The 25,210-nt window shown below is 65.2% G+C and carries 20 protein-coding genes; 7 read left to right on the top strand and 13 right to left on the bottom strand.

Going from position 1 to position 25,210, the window contains the following annotated elements; all coding sequences use genetic code 11:
• Window positions 1-4: 4 nt before the first annotated feature.
• The 5 genes from GCN74_RS07515 to GCN74_RS07495 are packed head-to-tail and all read left to right on the top strand — an operon-like array spanning window position 5 to window position 5,797.
• Window positions 5-976: a hypothetical protein gene (locus tag GCN74_RS07515; protein ID WP_152256081.1), complete on the top strand. Its 972-nt coding sequence runs from the start codon at window positions 5-7 to the stop codon at window positions 974-976.
• The gene (locus tag GCN74_RS07510; RefSeq protein WP_152256080.1) at window positions 973-2,748 is read left to right on the top strand and encodes a VWA domain-containing protein; all 1,776 of its coding nucleotides are present in this window, start codon (window positions 973-975) and stop codon (window positions 2,746-2,748) included. Before GCN74_RS07515 ends, GCN74_RS07510 begins: the two co-directional genes overlap by 4 nt.
• A gap of 48 nt (window positions 2,749-2,796) precedes the next feature.
• Window positions 2,797-3,390: a hypothetical protein gene (locus tag GCN74_RS07505; protein ID WP_226938926.1), complete on the top strand. Its 594-nt coding sequence runs from the start codon at window positions 2,797-2,799 to the stop codon at window positions 3,388-3,390.
• A gap of 2 nt (window positions 3,391-3,392) precedes the next feature.
• Window positions 3,393-4,754 carry a capsule biosynthesis protein CapK gene (locus GCN74_RS07500; protein ID WP_226938925.1) on the top strand — a complete coding sequence of 454 codons (1,362 nt, stop codon included), beginning with the start codon at window positions 3,393-3,395 and terminating at the stop codon, window positions 4,752-4,754.
• Complete coding sequence (locus GCN74_RS07495) at window positions 4,751-5,797, top strand: AAA family ATPase (RefSeq protein ID WP_152256077.1); 1,047 nt, start codon at window positions 4,751-4,753, stop codon at window positions 5,795-5,797. Before GCN74_RS07500 ends, GCN74_RS07495 begins: the two co-directional genes overlap by 4 nt.
• A gap of 42 nt (window positions 5,798-5,839) precedes the next feature.
• On the opposite strand, the gene GCN74_RS07490 is transcribed toward GCN74_RS07495, so the two are convergent.
• Window positions 5,840-6,397, bottom strand: a complete 558-nt coding sequence (locus GCN74_RS07490) for a TetR/AcrR family transcriptional regulator (RefSeq protein WP_152256076.1) — start codon at window positions 6,395-6,397, stop codon at window positions 5,840-5,842.
• Window positions 6,398-6,580: 183 nt separating this feature from the next.
• On the opposite strand from GCN74_RS07490, the gene GCN74_RS07485 reads away from it, so the two are divergent.
• Window positions 6,581-7,384, top strand: coding sequence for an SDR family NAD(P)-dependent oxidoreductase (locus GCN74_RS07485; protein ID WP_152256075.1), 804 nt, complete (start codon window positions 6,581-6,583; stop codon window positions 7,382-7,384).
• A gap of 16 nt (window positions 7,385-7,400) precedes the next feature.
• Here GCN74_RS07485 and GCN74_RS07480 read toward each other — a convergent pair whose 3' ends face one another.
• The 12 genes from GCN74_RS07480 to GCN74_RS07425 all read right to left on the bottom strand — a co-directional run bounded on the left by GCN74_RS07480 (window position 7,401) and on the right by GCN74_RS07425 (window position 24,079).
• Window positions 7,401-8,399, bottom strand: coding sequence for an AraC family transcriptional regulator (locus GCN74_RS07480; RefSeq protein ID WP_226938924.1), 999 nt, complete (start codon window positions 8,397-8,399; stop codon window positions 7,401-7,403).
• A gap of 49 nt (window positions 8,400-8,448) precedes the next feature.
• Window positions 8,449-9,735 (bottom strand): O-acetylhomoserine aminocarboxypropyltransferase/cysteine synthase family protein, encoded by a 1,287-nt coding sequence (locus GCN74_RS07475; RefSeq protein WP_152256074.1) that lies wholly within the window; start codon window positions 9,733-9,735, stop codon window positions 8,449-8,451.
• Between the two features lie 94 nt (window positions 9,736-9,829).
• Complete coding sequence (locus tag GCN74_RS07470; protein WP_152256073.1) at window positions 9,830-10,741, bottom strand: carbohydrate kinase family protein; 912 nt, start codon at window positions 10,739-10,741, stop codon at window positions 9,830-9,832.
• Window positions 10,738-12,378 (bottom strand): alpha-amylase family glycosyl hydrolase, encoded by a 1,641-nt coding sequence (locus GCN74_RS07465; RefSeq protein ID WP_152256072.1) that lies wholly within the window; start codon window positions 12,376-12,378, stop codon window positions 10,738-10,740. The genes GCN74_RS07470 and GCN74_RS07465 overlap by 4 nt, the downstream gene beginning before the upstream one ends.
• 2 nt (window positions 12,379-12,380) lie before the next feature.
• Window positions 12,381-13,271 carry a maltose ABC transporter permease MalG gene (malG, locus tag GCN74_RS07460; RefSeq protein WP_131377298.1) on the bottom strand — a complete coding sequence of 297 codons (891 nt, stop codon included), beginning with the start codon at window positions 13,269-13,271 and terminating at the stop codon, window positions 12,381-12,383.
• A gap of 10 nt (window positions 13,272-13,281) precedes the next feature.
• Window positions 13,282-14,793, bottom strand: coding sequence for a maltose ABC transporter permease MalF (gene malF / locus GCN74_RS07455; RefSeq protein ID WP_152256071.1), 1,512 nt, complete (start codon window positions 14,791-14,793; stop codon window positions 13,282-13,284).
• A gap of 148 nt (window positions 14,794-14,941) precedes the next feature.
• On the bottom strand, window positions 14,942-16,162 hold the full coding sequence (gene malE, locus GCN74_RS07450; RefSeq protein WP_193317000.1) for a maltose/maltodextrin ABC transporter substrate-binding protein MalE: 1,221 nt from the start codon (window positions 16,160-16,162) through the stop codon (window positions 14,942-14,944).
• Window positions 16,163-16,271: 109 nt separating this feature from the next.
• The gene (locus GCN74_RS07445) at window positions 16,272-17,357 is read right to left on the bottom strand and encodes an ABC transporter ATP-binding protein (RefSeq protein WP_152256070.1); all 1,086 of its coding nucleotides are present in this window, start codon (window positions 17,355-17,357) and stop codon (window positions 16,272-16,274) included.
• A gap of 221 nt (window positions 17,358-17,578) precedes the next feature.
• Window positions 17,579-19,219: an alpha-amylase family glycosyl hydrolase gene (locus tag GCN74_RS07440; RefSeq protein WP_152256069.1), complete on the bottom strand. Its 1,641-nt coding sequence runs from the start codon at window positions 19,217-19,219 to the stop codon at window positions 17,579-17,581.
• A 330-nt stretch (window positions 19,220-19,549) separates the two neighbouring features.
• Window positions 19,550-20,563, bottom strand: a complete 1,014-nt coding sequence (locus GCN74_RS07435; protein WP_152256068.1) for a substrate-binding domain-containing protein — start codon at window positions 20,561-20,563, stop codon at window positions 19,550-19,552.
• A gap of 510 nt (window positions 20,564-21,073) precedes the next feature.
• Window positions 21,074-22,291: a maltoporin gene (locus GCN74_RS07430; RefSeq protein ID WP_152256067.1), complete on the bottom strand. Its 1,218-nt coding sequence runs from the start codon at window positions 22,289-22,291 to the stop codon at window positions 21,074-21,076.
• Window positions 22,292-22,537: 246 nt separating this feature from the next.
• Window positions 22,538-24,079: an MFS transporter gene (locus GCN74_RS07425; protein WP_226938923.1), complete on the bottom strand. Its 1,542-nt coding sequence runs from the start codon at window positions 24,077-24,079 to the stop codon at window positions 22,538-22,540.
• A 125-nt stretch (window positions 24,080-24,204) separates the two neighbouring features.
• Here GCN74_RS07425 and GCN74_RS07420 point away from each other — a divergent pair, with 125 nt between their 5' ends.
• Entirely contained in the window at window positions 24,205-25,131 is a 927-nt protein-coding gene (locus GCN74_RS07420; protein WP_152256065.1) for a LysR family transcriptional regulator, read from the top strand.
• Window positions 25,132-25,210: the final 79 nt, after the last annotated feature.

Genomic DNA, 25,210 nt, shown 5'->3' with positions numbered 1-25,210 from the left:
GGCGATGATTTCTCCTGCCTTTGCGGCCATCCTTGCCGGCGGCCGCGCCCAGTTCAACGGCCGCGCGGCGGAAGCGCGCCGGCGTTTTCCCTCGCTCGACATGGCTGCCTTCGGCGTTTTTCTGCACGATGGCGTCGATCCGCTGGTGGCGGCCGTAGCCGCTGCGGCGCCCGAGCGCGCGGGCAGCGTGACCCTGGCCGCCTACGACATGGCCCTGGAGCTGGTGGGCCACGGCCTGGCGGGGCCGGCCGCGAAGAATCCCTTCCTCAATACCGTCTGGCGCGAACTGGCGCCGGCGTTGGCGCCGCTGCTGGCGACGGCCCCCATCGAGGTGCTGGGCATGCTGAGCAACGCGGCCATTCACGTGGGCGGCGTGGCGGGCGCGCGCCCCGCGCAATGGCAGCGCGAGCTGGCCGCGTTGGCGCCGCAGGTCACGACTTTGGCGCAATTGCGCGCCGTGGGCCAGGTGCTGGCCTGGCGCGCAGGCGTCGCGCATTTCCGCCAGGGCGCGCTGGCCGCCGCCGACACCTTGCCGCATGCGCTGGCGCTGGCCGCCTTTGGCGAACCGGGTGCGCACTGGCCGCAAGTCCACGCGCAGTTGCTGGACTATCCGTGGCGCGGCAATGCCGATGGCAGGGAGTTCGGCAGCTTCAGCGGCCTCGGTGGCGACTTCGGCACGCCGCCGCAGGTGCGCGCCACGCCGGATGGCTTTGTCGTACGCAGCGCGGAGCGCCATTTTCTGCTGGTGGCCGACGCCTATGGCGCCGTGCTGCATGGCGCCACGGCGGAAGAATACGCGCAGGCGCAAACCGGCAGGCCGGCGTCCGTGCGCGTGGACGGCGCCAGCGTGCATATCGGCGCGCGCAGCATCGCGCTCGACCTGCCTGCCGGCGACATCGCCCTGGCCGCCAATGCGCATACCTTGGCCATCACCTCGCCCTGGACGCACGCGATCCGCCTGCTGCCGCTCGCATGAAGAACGATGCCGATACCGCGCTGATCGACGCCTGGCGCGCCGCCTGGCCCGCAGCCCTTGCCGTGTGGAGCAAGTTTACGCGCCTGCGCGATCCCAGCCTGTGCGCCAGCCGCGTCCAGGCCAGCCAGCAGGGCCTGTCCGGCAGTTTCGCCATGATCCGCTTGCTGGACCAGAGCGTGGTGGTGGACCTGGCGCTGGTGGCGGAACTGGGACTGGAGGACTATGCGCTGGAAGTGCTTGCGCATGAAATCGGCCACCACATCCTCGCGCCGGGCAGCGCCGGCGACCAGTTCCGCCTGCTGGCGCGCATGCGCCGCGCCTTGCCCACGCTGGAGCAGCACGCGCCCATGGTGGCCAACCTGTACACGGACCTGTTCATCAACGACCGCCTGCAGCGCCAGGCGAACCTGCGCATGGCCGACATCTACCGCAAGCTGCAGCAGGGCAGGGAGCCGGCGGCGGATGGCAAGGCCAGGGCCAGCGGCGGCGTGTGGACCTTGTACATGCGCATCTATGAAAACCTGTGGCAGCTGGAAAAGGGCGAGCTGGCTGGCGACAAGCTGGACGAGCGCCTGGACACGGATGCCTGGCTGGGCGCGCGCCTGATACGCGTGTATGCAAACGACTGGATGCTGGCGGCGGGGCGCTTCGCCACCTTGCTGCTGCCTTACCTGGTCGAGGATACGGACGCCTTGAGCCCTGGCCGCTACCTGCTCGACACGCGCGATGCGGCGCGCGGCTGCCAGACGTATGGCGCGCAGCAGATCGAGGATGACGAGGAGGACGGCGCCATCCATCCCGTGCACGACAAGCGCATCTCGGGCCTCGATGACGAGGCGCCGCAGGGCGATGCGCCGGCCAGGGCGGCGGGCGGCCAGCTGCGCGAACCGTTCGAACTGGGCGACATCCTGAAGGCCTCGGGCGTGGATTTGAGCGACCATGAAATCGCCATCCGCTATTACCGCGAGCGGGCCTTGCCGCACCTGGTGGCGTTTCCCAGGCGCCCCGTGCCCGAGTCGCAGGAACCGCAGATGGAAGGGCTGGAACCATGGGAAACCGGCGATCCCCTGGAAGACATCGACTGGCTGCAATCCGTGATGCAGTCGCCGCGCCCCGTGCCGGGCGTGACCACCGTGCGCCGCGTGTATGGCCGCGAACCGGCGCGCGCCGTCGACGCCATGCCCGTCGACCTGGACATGTACGTGGACAGTTCCAGCTCCATGCCGAACCCGCAGGCGCATACCTCGTTCCTGACCCTGGCGGGCGCCGTCATCGCGCTGTCCGCCCTGCGCGCGGGCGCGAAAGTGCAGGTGACACTGTGGAGCGGCAAGAACGAAGTGATGCAGACGCCCGGTTTCGTGCGCGATGAAGACATGATTCTGGGCGTGCTGACGGGATTTTTTGGCGGCGGCACCTGTTTCCCCATCCACTGCCTGCGCAAGACCTATGCGGGCAAGCGCGAACGGCCTGCGCACATCCTGATGATTTCCGACGATGGCATCACCACCATGTTCGACGACGATGAGCTGGGCAACAGCGGCTGGGATATTGCGGCGAAAGCGCTGGCCCAGGGCGGCGCGGGCGGCACCATGGCCCTGAACCTCGAGCGCGGCTGGGAAGGCGCGGCCAGCCACAGGTGGCTGCAGCAGACCTACGACGACCTGAAACGCGCGCGCCGGGAACAGGGCTGGGATATCCATGCCGTCGAGCGCTACGAGGATTTGCTGGACTTTGCGCGGGCGTTCAGCCGCAGGCATTATGTGAAGAGCTAAACAAGATGAATATGCGCAGTAAAATGCCGGGGTTGAGGTAACGACATCATGATGCAAATCGGTCCCCACCTCGAAACCCTGACCCACCGGCTGGCCGACACGCCCGCCGAATTCCTCGCCGAGCCGCACATCTCCGGCGTCGCCAACGCGCAGGCGGTGGCGGTTGCCGCGCTGGTCAACGACATCCTGCTGCTGCATGGCGCCCGCGCTCCGGCCGCGTCCCTGCAGGGCTTTCTCGGCGCGCAGGTGAAGGCGGACCGCAACCGGCTGGCCCTGGCCATGATCGCGTGCTGGCTGCTGGCCGACGCGTGGTTCATCGGCCAGCAGCTGCCGCAGCAGGACCTGCTGCAGGTGCTGGGCGAGGCGGTGCGCGAACTGGCCGCCGCCACGCCCGCGCACCAGTTCACGCAAGATCCCGAGCGGCGCGAGGAGCTGGCGCGCATCGTGCTGGCGCGCCTGGGTTTCAGACCGCGCGATGAGAGCGTGGCGCAGGCCACGGACCGCCTGTCCGCCATCAGCGGCACGGAGCGCCGCCGCCTGCTCGAAGCGAGCCGGCTGGCCGAACAGCGCGCGCGGGAAATCCGCGAGGCGCTGGCGAAGAAGGCGGCCGAGGAATCGGCCGACAAGTGGTCGCGCGAATGAGCGTGGATGCCAATCTGCCGGGCGGCGCCTGGGAATCGGACCGCGATTACTGTCCCACCCTGACGCAGGCGGGCGCGCGCATGCTGGAAAAACTGCGCAGCCACCCGGCCGCGCCCCGCTACCGCAACCGCAGCGGCAACAAGCTGCAGGCGGCGGAAGTGGCGGCCTTGCGCGCCTACGAGCAGGAAGTCATGGACGCGGCGATAGACTGGAGCGCCGCGGCGCCGCCGGCCTGGCTGTCCGGTTTTCTCAAGACGGCCTACGCCACGGTGCCGTATTACCGCGCCTGCGGTTCGCCGCCCGCGCGCCTTGCCGACGTGGCGCCCATCAGCCGCGCCGAGCTGGCGCACGATATCGCCGCCTTCGTGCCCGACGATGCGGACCTGGCGCGCATGATCAATTTCCAGACGACGGGCACCACGGGCCACCCGCTGCTGATCGCCTCGCACCCGTTGGTGGCGGGGCGCTACCTGGCCTACCACAAGCGCGCGCTGCGCCGCTTCGGCGTGACCCTGCGCCATGGCGCGGGCCAGGTGGGCGTGATGCTGCTGGGGCACCAGCGCCGCTGCTTCACCTATGTCTCCGTCACGCCGACGATGCACGAGTCGGGCCTGGCGAAGATCAACCTGCACGTGGACGACTGGCGCGACCCGGACGACCGCGCGCGCTACCTCGACGCCATGGCGCCCGAGCTGATCGCGGGCGACCCCATCTCGTTTGCCGAACTGCTGACCTTGCCGATGACGCACAAGCCGGCCGCGCTGCTGTCCGTCTCGATGATGCTGTTGCCGGGCATGCGCGCGCGTCTCGAGGCGAGGTTCGGCTGTCCCGTGCTCGACATCTATTCGCTCAATGAAGTGGGCCCCGTGGCCGTCTACGACGAGCAGGCGGGCGGCCACGTGCTGCTGCAGCACCGGCTGTACGTGGAAATCCTCGACGCCGGCGGCCAGCCCGTGCCGGACGGCGCGCGCGGCGAAATCACCGTGACGGGCGGTTTCAATTTCTGCCTGCCCCTGCTGCGCTACCGCACGGGCGACTATGCGTCGCTGGCGCATGGCCCGCATGGTCCCGTGCTGGTGGGGCTGGCGGGCCGCAGTCCCTTGCGCTACCGGACGGCCAGCGGCGAGTGGATCAATAATATCGACATCACGCATGCACTAAAGCCGCTGGCCATCGCCGTGTTCGGCGTGCACCAGCATGGCGATGGCAGCGTCGTGCTGCGCCTGGTGCCGAACGCCATGCCGCAGGCTGACCGGGCGCGCGCCTTGCTCGCGCCGTTTTTCGGCGCCATCACGGTCGAGACCTTGCTGGCGGAAGACAAGATCATTCAATACACCTCGGATTTGCGGGAAGCGGCGGCATGACAGGATTGGCATCAAAATACAAACGCGGCCTCGTGGTCGGCAAATTCTGCCCGCTGCACATGGGCCACGAACTGTTGATCGATCGCGCGCGGGAAGCCAGCGAGGAACTGCTGCTGGTCAGCTATACGAAACCTGAATTTCCCGGGCTGGACCCGGCGCGCAGGGAAGGGTGGCTGCGCGCGCAATTTCCGCAGGCGCACATCGTAGTGCTCGACGATGCCCGCCTGGCCGCCCTGTGCGCGGCGCGCGGCGTGCCTGCGCGCACCTTGCCGCACAACGATGACGATGGCGACCACCATCGCCACTTCATGGGCTGGCTGTGCTGGACGGTGCTGGACTTGCCCGTCGACGCCGTGTTCAGCAGCGAAGACTATGGCCCCGGCTTTGCGCGCGTGCTGGAGCGGCACTATGCACGCGGGCCGGTGGCGCATGTCAGCGTGGACCAGGCGAGAACGCTGGTGCCCGTGTCCGGCACCCTGGTGCGGCAAGACCCGCAGGCCCACGCCGCCTTCCTGTCGCCCCTGGTGCGCGCCAGTCTCGTCACGCGCGTGTGCGTGCTCGGTGGCGAGTCGAGCGGCAAGACGACTCTGGCGGCCGCGCTGGCGGCCCATTTCGGCTGCGCCTGGGTGGCCGAGTATGGCCGCGAGCTGTGGGAAAGCCAGGATGGCATCCTGGCCTACGACGATCTGCTGAAGATCGGCAGGGAACAGCTGCGCCGCGAAGCGCAGGCCGCCATGCAGGCGCAGCGCTGGCTGTTTTGCGATACCTCGCCCCTGACCACGTATTTTTACTGCGTCGAGATGTTCGGCAAGGCGGAGGCGGAACTGCTGGACCTGGCTGGCCATGCGTATGACCTGGTCGTGCTGTGCGCGCCCGATTTTCCTTTTATTCAGGATGGCACGCGCCGCGACGACAGCTTCAGGCTGCGCCAGCATGCGTGGTACCAGGCCGAGCTGGCGCGGCGGGGGATCGCCTTTGTCAATGTGTCAGGTTCGGTTGACGAGAGGATCAGGCAGGTGGCGCAGGTGCTGGCGGTGGCGTGATCAGCGTGGTTCGGATGACGCGGCTTGCGCCGCCCATCGGACCTACTCTGTAAACGCGGTGCTGACCGCCGCCAGTATCTCGTCCGAAAACGCGGCATCATCGACGGTGCGCGCCAGCGCCACGGCGCCCACCATGGCCGACAGCATGACGATGGCTTGCTGCCGTGGCTTGCGTTTTTTCTGCCATGGAAAATGCGTGGCCAGCTTGCCGATGATGGATTTCAGGTGGAAGGTGAAGGCGGGCAGCACTGCCGGCTGCTTGCGCGCGTCGCCGGCCAGCGCCGCCAGCAGGCAGCCGTTGCCCGGCGCATCGCGGTGGGCCGCGCTCACATAATCGCGCACATACTGGCGCATGGCTTCCGGGCTGATGGTTGCCGCATCGAGCGCCGCGCGCGAATGTTCCGAGCCGTGCAGGGTGCTTTCCGCCATCAGCGCTTCCTTCGAGGCGAAGTGGTTGTAGAAGGGGCCATGCGTGAGTCCCGTCGCCTTCATGATCTGTCCTACGCTGACGCCGTCAAAACCCTGTTCACGGAACAGCCGTGCCGCTTCCTGCAGGATGCGCTGGTGTTTTTCTGCCGTTTCGGCCGCTGGGTATCGCATGGTGTTCTCCCGCTCATTAAATAATTTCTGTTGACATCATACATTACGTGCGTCATGCTTTGACGCGGCATTAAACATGATGATCGTCATGTTTAATGCCGCGTCAAAGCATGATGGCCATCATGCTTGATCCGTCGTGCTGAAAACCATTCATTCGAATTTACCAATTGCAAAGGAATCATCATGAGTACAGTCAATACACCAGGCACGGCCCTCGTCACTGGCGCATCGTCGGGCCTGGGCGCCGTGTATGCGGACCGCCTGGCCAGCCGCGGCTTCGATCTGATCCTGGTGGCGCGCCGGGTCGAACGCCTGGGCGTGCTGGCCAAGTCGCTGGCGGAAAAGTATGGCGTGTCCGTGCGCGCCATGGCGGCGGACCTGTCCGCAGCGGCCGACCTGCAGCGCGTGGCCGATGAACTGGCCGGCAATCCGGCCATTACCATGCTGGTGAATAATGCGGGCGCTTCGACCCTGGCACCCGTCGCCGATACGCCGAAAGCGGGCGTCGCCGCCATGGACAAGGTCAACGTGACGGCCGTGGCCGAGCTCAGCTACGCCGTGCTGCCGCGGTTCAAGCAGCGCAACAGCGGCACCATCATCAATATCGGTTCCGTGCTGTCCTTCCACATCCTGCCCGTCAGCACGATCTACAGCGCCACCAAGGGCTATGTGATGAATTTCACGCGCGGCTTGCAGCAGGAGCTGGCCGGCACGGGCATCGTGGTGCAGCTGGTGCTGCCCGCATCGACGGCGACGGAAATCTGGGAATTGAGCGGCGTGCCGCTGGCGCAGCTGGACCAGGCCGCCATCATGCGCGCCGAAGACTGCGTCGATGCGGCGCTGGCCGGCCTGGACCAGGGCGAACTGGTGACCTTGCCCTCCGTGGAGGACAAGGAACTGTGGGAGCGTTTTGACGCGGCCCGCCTGGCCCTGTTCGCAGGCGCGATGCGCGGCAAGCCCGCATCGCGCTATGGCATCGCGGGCTGATACGTGCGCGAGGAAGCTACAGGGGGCGCACGGGGATGCAGATCTCGCAAGAGAATTCGCCGGTGGCCGGGTCCATTGCCGTGGCCGCGGAAAAACGCTCGAAGCAGGGACGCTCATCCCACTGCAGGCCGCTGGCCGGCAGCCATTCGCGCGTCATGCGCGTCCACGCGTCGGCGATGGCGCTGGCCTGTCCCTTGAACTGCGCCACCGCATAGCGCCCGCCCGGCAGGGTGGTGATGCTGGCGCGGCCACCCGACTGGAAAGTATCGGGCACGGCGACGCAGGCGTCGTAGCGGCATTTGTCCGGCGGCGTGATGCTGGGATCGTCATGGCCGATGCCGTAGCAGACTGCATCGGCCAGGCCGTGCGACTGCATCCACGGCGCGACGGTGTCGCGCCAGAAGGCGCCGATGGCGGGACCGTAAGGGCCGATATGGCGCTGGCATGCCACGCTGGCCGGTGGCAGGTCGAGGATGGTGACTTGCATGGGACTCTCTCTATGAAGTGGATTGGAGTCGTCATGGTGCTGGAAGTTCGGCCCGTTTTCCTGACCGGGATTGCGCATGGCCTGATCCGGATTGCTATCCTGCCGGCGCAGGCGCAGGCGCATGGCCGCGAGCATGGCAGCGTTTTTCGCGGCCACGCCGGCGCGCCAGGCCGTCGGCGTGCAGCCGAATTTCAGCTTGAAGGCGCGCGCAAACGCTTCGCCGGAGCCGAAGCCCGTCGCCAGCGCGATGTCCAGTATCGTTTCGCCGGGGCGGCAGGCCAGCCGCAAGGCGGCCGTTTCCAGGCGCCGACGGCGCGCATAGTCGCCCAGCGTTTCGCCCATCCAGGCGGCGAATACGCGGTGAAAGTGGAAGCGCGAGAAATGCGCGACGTCGGCCAGCTGGGCCAGGTCCAGCGGCGTGTCCAGGTGGCGGTCGATATGATCGAGCACGGCATTCATGCGCCGCGCGTATTCGGCGCGGAACTGGCCGGACGCAGTCTGTTCCGGCGATGGGAGCGGGGAGTTCATGTTGCCGATTATGCCATGAAGTCCCCTCCGGGCGGCGTGGAAAAGAAGCTTATGCCGCGTTCAAGGCCTGCTCCAGGTCTTCGCGCAAGTCGTCGATATGCTCGATGCCCACGGACAGGCGCAGCATGTCTTCGGACACGCCCGCCTTGGCCAGCTCCTCGGCATTGAGCTGGCGGTGCGTGGTCGATGCCGGGTGCGTGGCCAGCGACTTGGCGTCGCCGATGTTGACCAGGCGCGTAAACAGCTGCAGGGCGTCGAGCACGCGGGCGCCGGCCGCGCGGGGATCTTCGCCGCTGGCCAGCTTCAGGCCGAAGGACAAGATGCCCGAGGCGCGGCCGCGCATGTATTTTTTCACCAGCGCGTGGTCCGGATGGTCTTCCAGGCCCGCGTAATTGACCCACGCGACTTTCGGGTGGTTTTTCAGGTGTTTGGCCAGGGCCAGCGTGTTGTCGCAGATGCGGTCCATGCGCAGGGCCAGGGTCTCGATGCCCTGGATCAGCTGGAAGGCGCTCAAGGGCGAGATGGCCGCGCCCATGTTGCGCAGCGGGACGACGCGCGCGCGGCCGATGAAGGCGGCGGGGCCGAACGCTTCCGTGTAGACGACGCCGTGATACGACACGTCCGGTTCGTTCAGGCGCTTGAAGCGCTCCTTGTGATCAAACCACGGGAACTTGCCGCTGTCGACGATGGCGCCGCCCACGGTGGTGCCGTGGCCGCCCAGGTATTTGGTCAGCGAATGGACGACGATGTCGGCGCCGTGCTCGATGGGGCGGAACAGATAGGGGCTCGGTACCGTGTTATCGACGATCAGCGGGATGCCGTGCGCATGCGCGATCTCGGCCAGCTTCGCCACGTCCGTGACATTGCCCAGCGGGTTGCCGATCGATTCGCAGAAGATGGCCTTGGTGCGCGCGTCGATCAGCGCGGCGAAGGTCTCCGGCTGGCGCGCATCGGCGAAGCGCACTTCGATGCCGATCTGCGACAGGGTGTGGGCAAACAGGTTGTAGGTGCCGCCATACAGCTGGCTGGCGGAGATGAAATTGTCGCCCGCTTCGGCGATGGTCTGGATCGCGTAGGTGATCGCCGCCATGCCCGACGCGACGGCCAGCGCGGCCACGCCGCCTTCCAGCGCCGCGACCCGCTTTTCCAGCACGTCCTGCGTGGGATTCATGATGCGCGTGTAGATATTGCCGGCCACCTTGAGGTCGAACAGGTCGGCGCCATGCTGGGCATTGTCGAAGGCGTAGGCCACCGTCTGGTAGATGGGGACGGCGGCGGCCTTGGTGGTCGGGTCGGGGGTGTAGCCGGCGTGCACGGCCAGGGTTTCGATTCTCATGTGGTCTCCGGTATCGATGGTATGCGGTGGTGAAATCCGCAGCCATTGTGCCATGCAGCCCTTACCAAGTTATCACGCTTGATAGAATTTTAAGTCATAAGCTAGTGCTGTCTTGATATAAGTCATCCAGCTCCTCCCGGCCGATGAAGCGTTCATGCGTGCCATGCTGGGCGCAGGCAAACGCGCCGCCGATGGCGCCGCGGCGCATGGCCGCGTCGATGCCCGCGCCAGCCAGCCAGGCCTGCAGGAAGGCGGCGACGAACGAGTCGCCCGCGCCATTCGTGTCCACCACGGGCAAGTTCAAGCCTGCCGCCGGAGTGTGGCGCACGGATGCGCTGCCCCGTTCCAGCACGTATGCGCCATCCGCGCCCGCCATGGCGATCACGGCCTGCGCGCGCCCTTCAGCCACGATGGCCCGCATGACGGACTGCGTGCGCTCGCCCAGCGCGGCCGTGCTGAGGAAGACCAGGTCGGCGCGCAGGGCAAAGACCTTGTGGTGCGGGTTGACGCCATCCCAGTCGTGCAAATCGGTCGATACGCTGGTGCCGCATACGCGCGCGTCGTCAAACAGCTCGGCCACCCAGCCCATGATGGAAAAGTGCGCATGGCGGGCCGGTCCCAGGTAGGGAAGATAAAAAGCGGCGGGCATGCGCACGTCTTCCGGGTGGCGGCCGTCGTACAGCGACAGCCGGCGCCCTTGCGGGTCGACCAGGTTGACGCTGCGCCGCGTGCCCGACGGTTCGACGAGATGGGAAAAATCGAGTTTGGCATCCTTGTAGCGCTGCAGGATGGCCGCGCCCTGCGCGTCGTCGCCGATGAAATCGATGAACTTGCAGCGCAGGCCCAGCGCATGGCAGCCCAGCGCCACGCCGTTGCCCGTGTGCGCCACGTAGTCGTGGATGGGCGGAACGTGCAGCGAATCGGCCACGGGCAATTGCAGGCCGGGGACGCGCACGATGGTGTCGATGCCGGCGCCGCCGACCACTAAAATGTCATAGCTGCTCATGGTGCTGCCTTTTCTAACAGGACGGTGCCGGCCGCGTTCACCGCGACGGCGCCGTCTTTGACGATGTAAGTTTGGTTCGTGTAGCCGTCGCGCAGCCGGGTGCCATCGGCGAACACGCCGTGCATTTTCAGCTCGAGCGCGCCTTGCGCTTCGGGCACCGCGATGACGGCGTCGCCCTCCATCACGCGGGCGAACGCGTACGGCTTGTCGTCGATGAAGCGGTGTTCGCCGCGCGCCAGGGCGGGGTGGCGCAAGCGGAACTGGCCCAGCTTGCGCGCATGCGCGAGGGTGGCCCCATCGATCGAGTTCCAGTTCATGTCGGAACGGGTGGCCTGCTGCTCGTCGCCGACGGGCGCCGTGCCAGGCTGGCGCGCGCTTTCATCGCCGTAGAACAGCTGCACGCCGCCCGGCGCCAGCAGCAGGGCGGACAAGCCATGCCGCAATTGCCCGCGCGGGAACAGGCTCGTGTCGTGCGACGAGATGTACGAGAGGATGTCGTGGCGGGGTTCATTGCCCATGCGCTTGCCCAGCAAAGTCGCGTACTGGCGGTACACGCCATCGATGCTTTTCCAGTCCGCGCCGGCGCGGCTTTGAAAGTCGAAATTGATCATCGAGTCGAAGCCCGCGTCGTGCCAGCTGCTGCGCTCAGGGCCATGGCCCCACGCTTCGCCCGTCATCCAGAACGCAGAGTCGTCGATTTTCTGCTGCGGGTGGCGGGTTTTCCAATCCTTGAGGGCGTCGGTGGCGGCCGCGCGCAGGGCCAGCCAGCTGGCCGGCTCCACGTGCTTGACGGTGTCGGCGCGAAAACCGTCGACACCGAATTCGCGCACCCAGTCGGCCAGCCAGTGCACCAGGTAGCCGCGCACGCTGGTGCCGGGCAGGGCCACGGCCCGCGTGTCGCTTTTCCGCTGCAGGATGGGCGGCAAGCCCACGGCCTTGCCGCTCTCGGTGCGGAAGTCGGGCAGATAGGCCAGCTGCATGGTGAAATCGTCCTTGCCGCCGTCGAGGTAGCCGGGCAAGCCCGCGCGCACCCAGTCCGGGCCCCACCATTGCTTGAATTCGAAGTTGTTGTAGTCGATGTAGCTATGATAGTCGCGCAAGGTGGCTGTTTCGTGGCCTGGCCACAGCACGGGCACCTTGTACTGCGCCAGGGTGCGCAGGTCCGCGTAGCCCGGGTGGTTCAGCACCACGTCGAACAGCACGCGGATGCCTTGCGCGTGGGCGATATCGATCATCTCGCCCAGCTCTTCGCGCGTGCCCATGTTGGCATCCATGGTGGTGTAGTCGAGCGCCCAGTAGCCGTGGTAGGCGTAGTGCTGGAATTGCTGCTTGCCGCCCACCACCCAGCCGTGGATCTGTTCGTACGGCGCCGTAATCCACAGGGCGTTGACGCCCAGGTCGCGGAAATAGCCGGCCTTGAGCTGCTGCGTGATGCCGGCGATGTCGCCGCCGTGGAAGCTGCCGACATCGCCGCCTTGCGGGTCGGCGGCGCGGCCGTAACTGTGATCGTTGCCGGGATTGCCGTTGGCGAAACGGTCCGTCACGGCAAAATAGACGATGGGGTTCTCTGCGAAGCTCCCTGCCTGCGCCGAAGCGCTGAGTAACAGGGCGGCCAGCGCAGTCAGGGCGCTGCGCATGGTCAGCCTTTCACGCCGCCGGCCGTCAGGCCGGAGATCATCCACTTCTGCGCCAGCAGGAACACGGCCGTGATGGGCAGGCCGGACAAAATGGCTGCCGCGGCGAAGTCGCCCCACAGGTATTTTTGCTCGTACAGGAACAGTTTCGAGCCGACGGCCAGGGTCAGGTTGTTCTGCTCATGCAGCAGCACGGAAGCGATCGGGTATTCGATGATGGCGCCGATGAACGACAGCAGGAACACCACCATCAGGATGGGCACCGTCATCGGCAGCAGCACGTAGACGAACGCCTGCCACTGCGTGGCGCCATCGACCTTGGCCGCTTCCTCGATTTCGACGGGAATGGTCTGATAGTAGCCCTTGATGGTCCAGATATGCAGGGCGATACCGCCCGTGTAGGCCAGCACCAGGCTGCCGTGGTGGTCGATGCCCAGCCACGGCACGTAGCTGCCCAGCACATCGAAGATGGCGTAGATGGCCACCAGGGCCAGCACGGCGGGAAACATCTGCAGCAGCATCAGCGCGGACAGGGTCTGCGACTTGAAGCGGAACTGCATGCGCGCGAACGCATACGCGCAGGTGGTCGACAGCAGCACGGTGACGGTGGCGCTCATGCTGGCCACCTTGATGGAATTCCACAGCCACAGCAGCACGGGGAAGTCCGGCTCGACGAGGGTGCCGTTGGGCGCCTGGTAGGACATGCCCAGCGCCAGACGCCAGTGTTCGAAGCTGATCTCGGGCGGAATCAGGCTGCCCGAGGCGAAGTTGCCGGGCCGTAAAGAGATCGACAAGATCATCAGGAAGGGAAACATCACCAGCGCGATCAGCGCGATCACGGCGACGTGGGCCGCCAGGATGCGCCAGCGGTTGGAACGGTCGACAACGATAGCCATGGTCGGTCCTTTATGCTTTGTTCATGCGCGTCAGGCGCATGTTGACCAGCGAAATCGCGGCCACGAGGAAGAAGATCAGGGTCGAGATGGCGGCAGCCAGGCCAAAGTTCTGGCCGGAATCCTCGAACGCGATGCGGTAGGTGTAGGACACGAGCAAGTCCGTCGTGCCGGCCGGTAAGGTCGTGTCGAGGAAATCGGGACGCCCGCCCGTCAGCAAGCTGATCAGCACGAAATTATTGAAATTAAAGCCCAGGCTGGCCACCATCAGCGGCGTGAGCGGCTTGATGATCAGGGGCAGGGTGATCTTGAAGAAATTCGTCAGCGGTCCCGCACCGGCCAGGGCCGACGCTTCGTACAGGTCGGACGGAATCGCCTTGATCAAGCCCATGCACACCACCATCATGTAGGGATAGCCCAGCCAGGTGTTGACGATCAAAATCATGGCCTTGGCCAGGGTGGTGTCCGAGAACCAGGCAGGCTTGATGCCGAACAGGGCGTCGAGCACGAGGTTGATTTCGCCAAAGTTATTGTTGAACAAGCCCTTGAAGACCAGGATGGAGATAAAACCCGGCACGGCGTACGGCAGGAACAGCAGGGTGCGGTACAGGCCGCGGAAGCGCAGCGCATCCCAGTTCAGCAGCACGGCCAGCACCATGCCCAGGCCCGTCGTGGTGGCCACGCTGATCAGGGCGAAAACGATGGTCCAGACGAAAATGCGCAGGAACGGGCCGCGGAACGCTTCATCGGAGAAAATCTTCACGAAGTTGGCGAAACCCACGTTGACCTTGAAGCCCGGCTCCAGTTTCGTGCCGTCCGGCATTTCATAAAAACCCGTCTTGAAATTCGGTGTCACGAGTTCGCCCGTGGCGATCTTCTTCAGGGTTTTGTCCGGCAACTGCTTGTAGACATGCGCGACGGGGCCGAATTCGCGCAAGCCCACCATGCGCAGCTCGATCCTGTTCGGCATGACCAGGGTGAGCAGCTTCAAATCCTTTTGCAGGCCGATGATGTCCTTGATGGGCAGCGGCGGGGCCAGCACGGGCGCCTGCACGGGATCGATGGGCGCCACCTCCACGGTCAGGGGCACGGCGCGCTTGAGGGCCAGCGGCTGCGTCAGCAGCACTTCGCCCGTGTCCGGGCTTTCCAGGCGCAGGCGGTATTCCTTGTTGTCGGCATGCACGGTCATCGCATAGCCGGCGCTTTCCACGCGCTGCGTTTCATCCAGCAGGTATTGCGTGGCCCGCTCGTAGGTGAGCAGGTTGCGCGAACTGAAATTGGTAAAGCCGATCGACACCGTGTACACCATCGGCAGCAGCACGAAGACGATCACCGCCGTGATGCCGGGAAACAGATAACGGTAGGCATAGGCGCGCGGCGACGTGAAGACAAACGTCGTCAGGGTCAGCAAGCCGAGGAAGACGGCAGCCAGCATGGTCTGGCCGGAAATGTACAACATGAAGAGCAGATACAGACCCAGCGCCATGCTGATGGTCAATACCGTAGGGCCGATAAACTTGCGCACGATGGGATACCTGTGAAGATGGATACAACGAAATGCCGGATGTGACACGTAGGTCGGATTAGCGCTTGCGCGTAATCCGACAGTATTGTTGGCTGCTGGTGTCGGATTACGGCCCTTCGGGCCTAATCCGACCTACGCCTTGACCTGCTTAATTCGCTGTCGTAATCCGCTTCGCCGCCGCATCGAGGCCATCCTTGGTCGTCTGGCGGCCTTGCGTGATGTTTTCCAGCGCCGATTGCATCGACGACCAGAAGCGGCCCATTTCCGGATTGTTCGGCATCGGGCGGCCCGCCTGCGCGCTTTCCATCGTGGCCTGGATGTTCGGGTTGGCTTTCAGTTCCGCGAACAGCACCTTGTTTGCCGGCGTGCCCAGCGGGACGTCGGCGTTGATGGTTTTCAGGCCGTTGATCTGCAGCATCTGGTTTTCCAGGAATTCCGTCGCCAGGTCCTTGTTCGGGCTGGCTTTCGAAATCATGGCGCCCAGCACGCCCACGAATGGCGTGGCCGTCTTGCCTGCCACGGTAGGGATCGTTGCCACGCCGAAATTGATCTTCGATTTGCGCGCATTGTCCCACGACCATGGGCCGTTGATCATCATGGCGATCTTGCCCTGGTTGAAGCCCGCTTCCATCTCGGCGTAGCCGGCGCCCTTCGGCATGGCGCCGCTGTTGATCAGGGTCATCAGCGCATTCACGCCCGCTTGCGAACCGGCATTGTTCACGCCCGTTTTCGCTGCATCGTAGCGGCCGTCGGCCTTGACTTCAAACGGGAAGCCGCCGCCCGCGCCCAGCAAAGGCCACGTGAAATAGGTATTCGTGTAATCCCACAGGATGGCTTTCTTGCCCTGGCCAGACAGTTTCTTGTCCAGCGCGGCGATTTCCTCGAAGGTCTTGGGCGGATTCGGCACCAGGTCCTTGTTGTAGACGAGGGCCACGGCTTCGATGGAGATCGGGTAGCCCCAGGTCTTGCCGCCCACGGTGAAGGCATTCCACGCCAGCGGCAGGATGGCGGCGCGTGCTTCCTTGCTTGGTGTCAATGGTTGCAGCAAGCCGGCGTCGATCCAGGTGCCGATGCGGTCATGCGGCCAGATCCAGATGTCCGGACCCTTGCCGGCGGCGGCCGCTTGCTGGAATTTGTTCGGCGCATCTTCCGGATGCTCGACGACGACCTTGATGCCCGTCTTCCTGGTGAATTCCTCGCCGACCTTGGCCAGGCCCTTGTAGCCCTTGTCGCCATTGATCCAGATCAGCAGGGTGCCTGCTTCGGCCGCGTTCGCCATGCTGACGGCGGCCAGGTTGCCGATGCCGGCCAGGGCGGCGGCGAGCAGGGTGGTTTTGATGAAGCTGCGTTTTGGGTTCGTGTAGGACATGTCGATCTCCAGTATCTTTTTTTATGCTAAGTTTATGTTGAATATCAAGGCTGAAACGATGCAACCAGGCCAGGCGGCGCCTGTAGCGCCTGGCCCCTTAAAGTTGAAATCATGTACGCGTCTGGCCGTGCTCGTCGAACACGTGGACGCGGGCGGGCGCCACCTGCAGTGCCACGGATTGGCCAATGGCCCAGTCCGTATCGGCATCGGCGCGCACGACCAGCGGCTCGTCGCCGCCTGGCACCTGCACATACAGATAGCTGATGTCGCCCAGTTTTTCCACCGCTTGCACGGTGGCCGTGATGGCGGCCGCGGCACCGGGCGCGCACGCTTGCACGTGCTCGGGGCGCGCGCCGATGGTGACGGGGGTGCCGTTGGCCAGCGGCTGCGTCAGCGCTGCCTGCAGCAGGCCGCCCGCATTGGTGGCGATGGTGGCCACGCCATCCGTGTAGCCGTGGATCTTGCCTTTGAGGAAGTTCATGCGGGGCGAACCGAGGAAGCCGGCCACAAACAGGTTGGCGGGATGGTGGTACAGGGCCAAAGGCGCGCCCACCTGCTCGATGCGGCCCGCGTTGAGCACGACGATGCGGTCGGCCAGGGTCATCGCTTCGACCTGGTCATGCGTGACGTAAATCATGGTCGAGCGCAATTCGCGGTGCAGATTCGCCAGTTCGATGCGCATCTGCACGCGCAGCGAGGCGTCCAGGTTGGACAGCGGTTCGTCGAACAGGAAGACGTCGGGTTTGCGCACGATGGCGCGGCCGATGGCCACGCGCTGGCGCTGGCCGCCCGACAAGTCCTTGGGTTTGCGTTCGAGCAAGGGTTCAATGCGCAGGATCTGTGCGGCGCGCTGCACGGCGTCGGCGATCTGCACCTTGCTCATGCCGGCCAGTTTCAGGCCGAAGGCCATGTTTTGCGCCACGCTCATGTGCGGATACAGCGCGTAGCTCTGGAATACCATGGCGATGCCGCGCTTGGCGGGCGGCACGTCGTTCATGCGCGTCTTGCCGATGAATAAATCGCCGCCGCTGATCTCTTCCAGGCCGCAGATGCTGCGCAGCAAGGTCGATTTGCCGCAACCCGATGGTCCCACGAACACCATGAATTCGCCGTCGGCGATCTCCAGGTCGATGCCGTGCAGGGTTTGCACGTCGCCATACGCCTTTTTCAGGCCTGTTAACTTCAGTCCAGCCATGTCTGTCGTCCTCATTCTCGCTGAATGTGCCTGGCCCAATCTACTGCGCGTCGAATTTGCGGCTGGTGATGCTCACTGTGCCTACACACAGCTGCGCTTCTCAGCCACAACTTTCATCCGCTCGCCACGATTTTGCCGAGCACTGATACTCTGTTGTTCGGCCCCGCTGATGCGCGGGGCTCGTTATTGTAATTGGCGGCATGGCCGCCAAAGCCGGCGATTTACGCCAGGGTGCCGAACCAGCCGCCATGCGGGGGCAGGCTGATCTGCTGGCCATCCTTGCTGCCCGGCAAACCGTGACCGGCCAGGTCGGCCGCTGGTGCCGCCTCAGGCCAGGCGAACGTGAGGGCTTGCGTGCCCAGGTTGAAGGCGGCCAGCACGGATGGCTGTCCGGGCAAGTCGCGGCGCAGGGCCAGCACGGGTTCCGGCGCGTCGAAGAAGACGATCTCGCCGCGCAGCAGTTGCGGCAGGGTGCGGCGCCAGGCGAGGATGTTCTGCGCAAACTGCAGCGGCGAGGCGCTATCGCGCTCTTCCACGTCGACGGCGCGCGCCAGGTGCTCGGGCGGCACGGGCAACCAGGGTTTGGCAGTGCTGAAGCCGCCGTGCGGCGCATCGGCCACCCATGGCATCGGCGTGCGGCAGCCGTCGCGGCCCTTGAACTGGGGCCAGAACGGGATGCCGTACGGGTCTTGCAATGCCTCGAAAGGAATGTCCGCTTCCGTCAGGGCCAGCTCGTCGCCCTGGTACAGGCACGGCGTGCCTTTCAGCGCCGCCTGCACGGCCAGCACCACCTTGGCCAGCGACGGCGACGGATGGTCGCCGCCCCAGCGCGTCATGACGCGCACGCTGTCGTGGTTGCCCACGGACCAGGAAGCCCAGCCGTCCGTCACTTTGGCTTCGAATTCTTCCACCTGCGTGCGGATGTGGGCGGCCGAAAACTCCGCCGTCAGCAAGTTGAAGCTGTAAGCCATGTGCAGCTTGTCGCCGCCCGTCGTGTAGGCGGCCATGGTGGCCAGCGCATTGTCGTCGCCCACTTCACCGATGGAAATGGCTTGATATTCGTCAAGTACGGCGCGCACGCGTTGCAGGTAGGCGATGTTTTCCGGTTGTGTCTTGTCGTACACGTGCGCTTGCATGCCGTAGGGATTGATGGCCGATACGCTGCTGGCGTCGCGCTGCGCGGCTGGCGGATTGTCGCGCAGCAACTGGTCGTGGTAGGGGAAGTTGCAGGAATCGAAGCGGAAGCCATCGACGCCCCGTTCCAGCCAGAAACGCAGGTTGTCCAGCTGCGCCTGCTGCACGGCGGGGTTGTGGAAATTCAGGTCGGGCTGGCTGGCGAGGAAATCGTGCAGATAGTACTGGCTGCGGCGCGGTTCCCATTGCCAGGCGGAACCGCCAAACACGGACAGCCAGTTGTTGGGCGCCGTGCCATCGGGTTTCTGGTCGGCCCACACATACCAGTCTGCTTTTGGGTTGTCGCGGCTGGAGCGGCTTTCCACGAACCATGGGTGGTTGTCGGACGAGTGCGACAGCACCTGGTCGATCATCACTTTCAAGCCCAGTTCATGGGCGCGCGCCACCAGGCGGTCGAAATCGGCCAAAGTACCAAACATGGGGTCGACGTCGCAGAAGTCGGCCACGTCGTAGCCGAAGTCTTTCATCGGCGACGTAAAGAAGGGCGAGATCCAGACGATGTCGGCGCCCAGGGCGGCGATGTAATCGAGCTTGGAGGTAATGCCAGGCAAGTCGCCGATGCCGTCGCCATTGCTGTCGAGGAAGCTGCGTGGATAGACCTGGTAGATGACGGCGCTGCGCCACCAGTCGGCGGGCAGGTGGGCGAGATTGTTCTGGATGGTCGGCATGAATGATTTCTTAAAAGTTGCCTGTAGCCGTGGCTATCAGGGCAGCGTTGCTGGTTGGTAGGCTAACGTCTTATTTTAAAATTCAAAGCGCTTTGGGTATGAAATGAGTATAGTTCAAAGCGCTTTGAAAAGTAAAGCGATACACGCGCCAGACATGCGATTTTTTTATGGGGGTGATTCAGGGAGGGGATGTGCATCCCCTGGCCGAAGACGAAGCCCTATGCAAGGGCTGGGGTCAGACCCTCCGGGGGAATGCGTCCCAATGGAGCGCATTCCGCTCACGCGGTGACTGACCCCGGTATTTCGCCGGTCGCGCGGTGAGAGGCTGAATCATGCGTGCATTACGGGCCCGGCCGATTCGCCCGGCAGCAGTTCGCACGGCCACAATTCCTGCAGCTCCGTGACGGGCGTGCCGTCCATCAGGGCCAGCAGCATGCGGATCATCTTTGCGCCGGCGCCGCGCGGGTCGGGCTGGACGACGGTGGTGACGTTGTGGCCGGCCAGCGAATCTTCCATTACGCCCCAGACGATCAGCGACATCTCGCTGCCGATGGCGATGCCAGCGTCGAGCAGGGCGCGCACGGCGCCCACGCCCGACATGTGGTTGTCGACGATGACGGCCGTGGGGCGGGGCGAGCGGGCCAGCAGGCGCTGCATGGCCTGGTAGCCGGCGCGGCGGTCGTGCGCATTGTCGACCAGGTTGTCCGGATCGACGGCCAGGCCGCCCGCCTGCATGGCATGCTGGAAGCTGTCGACGCGCTGGCGCACGAAATTCAGGTCCGGCGTGGCGCTGATCAGGCCGATGCGCTGGTGGCCCAGCTGCGCCAGGCGCTCGACGGCCAGGCGCATGCCCGCCTCGTTGTCGTAGTCGAACCAGGCGTGCGGCTGGTTCAGCTGCGTGCGGCCATGGGCGACAAACGGCATGCCCTGCTGCGCCAGGTAGGCGATGCGCTCGTCGAAGGGCTTGGTGCGCCCGACAACGAGGCCGTCGATGCGGCGGCCCTTGACCATGCGTTCATAGGTGTGGAATTCGTTGCCGGCCGACGCGGGCGCGATCATCATGTCCATCTGCTGCGCTTCCAGCGCTTCGGACATGCCGCCCACGATCTCGATGAACATGGGGTCGGCCAGGTCGTTCGGCATCAGCGGGTAGATGATGCCGACGATATTCGTGCGTCCCACGGCCAGGCTGCGCGCCATGGGATTGGGGCGGTAGCCGGCCGCCTGCGCGGCGGCCAGCACCCGTTCGCGTGTGCGTTCGCTCACTTCCGGATAGCCATTCAAGGCGCGGCTGACGGTGGTTTCGGATATTCCTAGCGTTTTGGCGAGATTTTTGAGGTTCATGGATGCTGCAGTCGGGGTCTGTCCTGGGTGGATCTTGCCGCTGCCGGCGTCCTGCCGGTGGGCGGGAGCGGTGCGGTGCAGTGCAATGCGATTAAGGGTAGTTTATCTGATAAATGCCGGATTGATCAGGGTAGTGGCCAGCGGCGGCGGCGCCCAAAAAAATACGCGGGCAAACCCAGGGGCGCCCGCGCTAAAAGAGGATACTGCTGAAGCACTACAGTGTAGCTGCCGGCCATCGCGTGCAGCGGCGAAATGGTGGGTCCGGATATTACTTGCCCCTGAAAAAGCGGGCGGTGTTGCTGCCACCGGCAAGCGTCCGGGGACGCTTGCCAACGTTTTAAGTAAGCCCCAATAAATTATTGTGATTTCTGACTTCCATAACCGGCGCTCTGCGGTGTTGCTCGCTGCTGGCAGTGCTCGCACTGCGTCGCAGTGAGCGCCTTGCATGGCATCCGGTTCTGTTCGTCATAGTTCACGCTAATTTCCCGAGGGTTACTTAGGTGCCGGCGATTACCACCAGCTTTCCACCTGGAAGCCCATCGAGCTGCCATTGGTCTTGCCGCCGAACACGCCCGTCGACGACAGCGCCGTTTCCGCCGCGGCGGCCGACTGGGCTGCCTTGTTCCATTTGGCGTAGGTGTAGAAGGCGCGCAGCACGGGACGCGACCAGAAGCTGTTGCCGGCGGACAATTGCGGGGCAAACGTCAGCTTGGTCAGGTTGCGGCTCTCGCCGCCTTCCGGCTTGACGATGTCGTGGCCCAGTTCCACGGCCAGGCTGTAGTTGTCCGTGAAGTGGTAGACGGGACGCGCGCCGATCGAGGTCCACTTGCTGCTCACGCCTGCCGTCTGCTTGTCTTCGTAGACGAAGGTGCCCATGCCCGACCAGGCGCCTTTGGGCTGGATCATGATCTGTTCCGTCAGGCGCGTGACCTTGTCGTCCTTGTCGGCGCCCAGGCTGAAGCCGCCCGTGTTGGCGGCGCTGCCTTTGCCGAACTGCAATGCCACCTTGTTGAAGCCGCCCAACAGGTTGCCTTGCGTATGCATGATGGTCAGCAAGTGGCCGCTGGCGACGGGGGCCGCGCCTTGCGCGTTGCGTTTCTGGTTGAATTGCAGGCCCAGGGTCAGTTCGCCGTCCGGGTTGACCTTGATGCCGGAGAAGCGCAGGTCGTGGGACAGGCCCATGCGCTTGCTGTCGCCGTCGTCGGCCGTGCGCACGATGGCGTAGGCCAGCTTGGCGGCGCCCAGGTCGATGTTTTCCAGGCCGGCGCCGGGGCCGCTGTTATTCCAGAAGTAGTAATCGGTGATGTGCACGTCCTGGCGGTCGTAGTAGCGCTTGCCCACCCAGGCGCGCGCTTCGGCGAAGGCGCCGGAACCGATCTTGTCGGCCACCACGTTCATTTCGCGCCACGACGGGTCCGATTGTTCCCAGTCCTGGTTCTGGTTGACGGAGAACGCCACCAGGGTATTGATGCGGAAGGTGGTGCCGTTGGCTGCCTTGAATGCTTCGCCGCCGAACTTCAGCTCGCCGTAGGTTTCGCACTCATTGCCCAGACGATACTTGGACGAGGCGCCGGCCAGGCCGAAACAGGCTTCCTTGCCGCCTTCGCCGCTGGTGCCGAAGCCCGAGCGGATGTAGCCGCCGAAGTCGATCGGCAGGGCGGCCTGGGCCGACGCGCTTAAGGCCATCAGCACTGCCGCTGGCAAAGCTTTCAAGAAAAATTTGTTCATTGTGTCTCCAGTGTTTTTATAGGTGTGGGATCGGCGCGCATCACTCTGCACAACCAAAGCGCTTTAACTATGTTTCAAAGCGCTTTGAGTATAGTTCAAAGCGCTTTGATAAGTAAACTCGTTTTGTTCCCTGAATTTTTCCGAGCTGTTGAGGTGTTGCAGAGAAGCATCAAAGGCGGGCGGCGGCGCGTGGGCGCCGCCCGGTGTGGCGGGGACGGAGATGGGGCGGCGGGAAAATCGTGCGGTTCAGTTTTGCGCTTTGCAGGCGGGCAGGGCGGCCGTGTCCGTTGCCGCATGGGCCGGATGACGCAGGAAGGTCAGGATCAGCAGGGCCGAGACGGTGGTGATGCTGGCCAGCACGTACAGCAAGTGGCGAAATGCCGTGCCATACGCCTGCGCCAGTTCGGCGCCTGAGGCGTGCGGCAGCAGGGCGCCCGCCTGCTGCAGTTCGCCCAGCGCCAGGAAGGGGCCGGCCAGCGCCGCCTGTTGCGCGCCGATGCCGGCAAGGCCGGCGCCGCCCAGCGCCGCGACGGTAAGCGAACTGAGCAGGACGCTGACGATGGCCAGCGCCAGGCCTTCGCCCGCCACGCGTGTCGTATTGAAGATGCCGGCCGCCATGCCGGCCCGCTCGACGGGCACGACGCTGACGGCCAGGCCATCCATCAAGCCCCAGGGCAGGCTGATGCCGCAGCCGATCAGTAGCAGCGGCCCTATGAAAGCAGCGGGCGCCTGGCCCGGCGCGCACGTGGATAGCCACAGCAAGCCGCCCGCCGCCAGCAGCAGGCCGCTGGCGCAGATGTGCGCGGCGGCAAAGCGCTGCGCCGCCATGCCTGCCAGGATGGGCAATACCAGCATGGGCGCCGACAGGGCGATCATCATGCGGCCCGCATCGAAAGCGCCATAGCCCTCGACGCCGATGAAGCGGGCCGGCAGCAGCACCAGCAGCACGACGAAGGAAAACGCGGGCGCGGCGGCCAGCAGCTGCACGCCGGCAAAGATGGGCAGGCGGAACAGGGTCAAGTCCAGCATGGGCCGCGCGGCGCGCCGCTCCACGCGGATGAAGACGGCCAGCAGCAATGCCGCGCCACCCAATAAACCCAGGCTGGCGGCGCTGTCCCAGCCGCTGTGCGGCGCCTGCAGCAAGCCATACGTCAACAGGGACAGGGCGCCCGTAAACGTCAGGGCGCCTGGCCAGTCCACGCCTTGCGCCTGCGGGTCGCGCGATTCGCGCATGGCGCGCGCGGCGCCCAGCAGGGCCGCCAGGCCGGCCGCGGCCGTGGCGGCAAAAATGGCGCGCCAGCCCGTATGCGTAATCAAGATGCCGGCCATGAAGGGGCCGAACGCGAGGCCCACGCCGAAGGCGGCGCCGATCAGGCTGAAGGCGCGCGCGCGGGCGGGGCCGTCGAATTCCTGCGCCAGGGCCGCCAGTCCGCTGGACAGGGCCATGGCGCAGCCCAGGCCCTGGACGGCGCGCAGCATGTCGAGCCACAGTATGCCGGGCGCGGCCGCCAGGGCCAGCGCGGCGGCGGAAAACACGCCCATGCCCAGCAAGAACACGCGCTTGCGGCCATAGCGGTCGGCCAGGGCGCCGGCCGCCATCAGGCAGCCGCCAAAGCTGAGCATGAAGGCATTCGTGATCCATGCCAGCGCCAGCGGCGTGCCGTGCAGGTCGGCGGCGATGGCGGGGATGGCGATGGCCGGCCCCGTAAAACTGAGCGGCATGCACAGCGCGGCCAGGCAGACGGCGGCCAGCACGAAGGCGCGCCGGGCCGGGGAGGCAGGCTTCATACGGTGATTCGTATCCATGGGAATGATTCCAGAAAGAGGGATTTCGATGATAATATGGACGGAATGGATGAAAAAGTGGCTGAAAATCCACTCATAACGGACAAATATTCCCTAATCGATATGGCATGGATAATCTGAACGGCATTGCCGCCTTCGTGCGCGCGGCGGAAACGCGCAGCTACGTGGCGGCCGGACGCCTGCTCGGCGTGTCGGCGTCGGCCGTGGGCAAGAGCGTGGCAAGGCTGGAAGAAAAGCTGGGCGTGCGCTTGCTCAACCGCAGCACGCGGCGCATCAGCCTGAGCAACGAGGGCGCGCTGTTTTACGAGCGCTGCCAGCGCATCCTGGCCGACCTCGGTGATGCCGAGGCGGAACTGTCGCACCTGGCCGTGGCGCCGCGCGGCAAGCTCAAGGTCAGCCTGCCCGTGATCGGCTACCGCATCATCCTGCCCCTGCTGGCGGACTTTACGCGCCTGTATCCGGAGATCGAACTCGACCTCGATTTCAACGACCGCCTGGTCGACGTGGTGGCCGAAGGCGTCGACGTGGCCGTGCGCAGCGGCACGCTTACCGATTCGCGGCTGATGGCGCGCGAACTGGGGCCGTTTGCCTTTGCCATCGTGGGTTCTCCCGCGTACTTCGCCCGCCACGGCGTGCCCGCCACGCCGCGCGCGCTGGAAGGGCACGCCTGCGTGCGCTATAAATTTCCCACCACGGGGAAACTGCAGGAGTGGGCGCTGCAGCGGACCGAGGGCGACAGCGGCAGCGAACTGCGCTTGCCGACCGCCTTGACCTGCAACAATATCGAAGCCTTGATCGGCGCCGCCACGCAGGGCGTGGGCCTCGCTTACCTGCCCGACTTTATCGTGCGCGACGCCATCGGACGGGGAGAGCTGCAGGCCGTGCTGGCCGAGCACTTGCTGTACTCAAGCAAGTTCTGGGTGCTGTGGCCATCGAGCCGCCACCTGTCGCCCAAGATTCGCGTCTTTGTTGACCATTTGTGTACCCACCTGCATTTTTCCCCGCCCCATCCCGACCCCGCATCATTGCGCTGAACCGCCTGGCCGCCGCGCTGGCGGCTGGTTGCGGAATATTCCTACCCCAAAGAGACTATTCCTAACGCCGCCGGATTTA

The sequence above is a fragment of the Janthinobacterium sp. FT14W genome (assembly GCF_009208755.1).
GTDB classification, from domain to species: Bacteria; Pseudomonadota; Gammaproteobacteria; order Burkholderiales; family Burkholderiaceae_D; genus Janthinobacterium; species Janthinobacterium violaceinigrum.
Note: the sequence above shows the minus strand (reverse complement) of the source record. Positions and strands in the feature narration are given on the sequence as shown.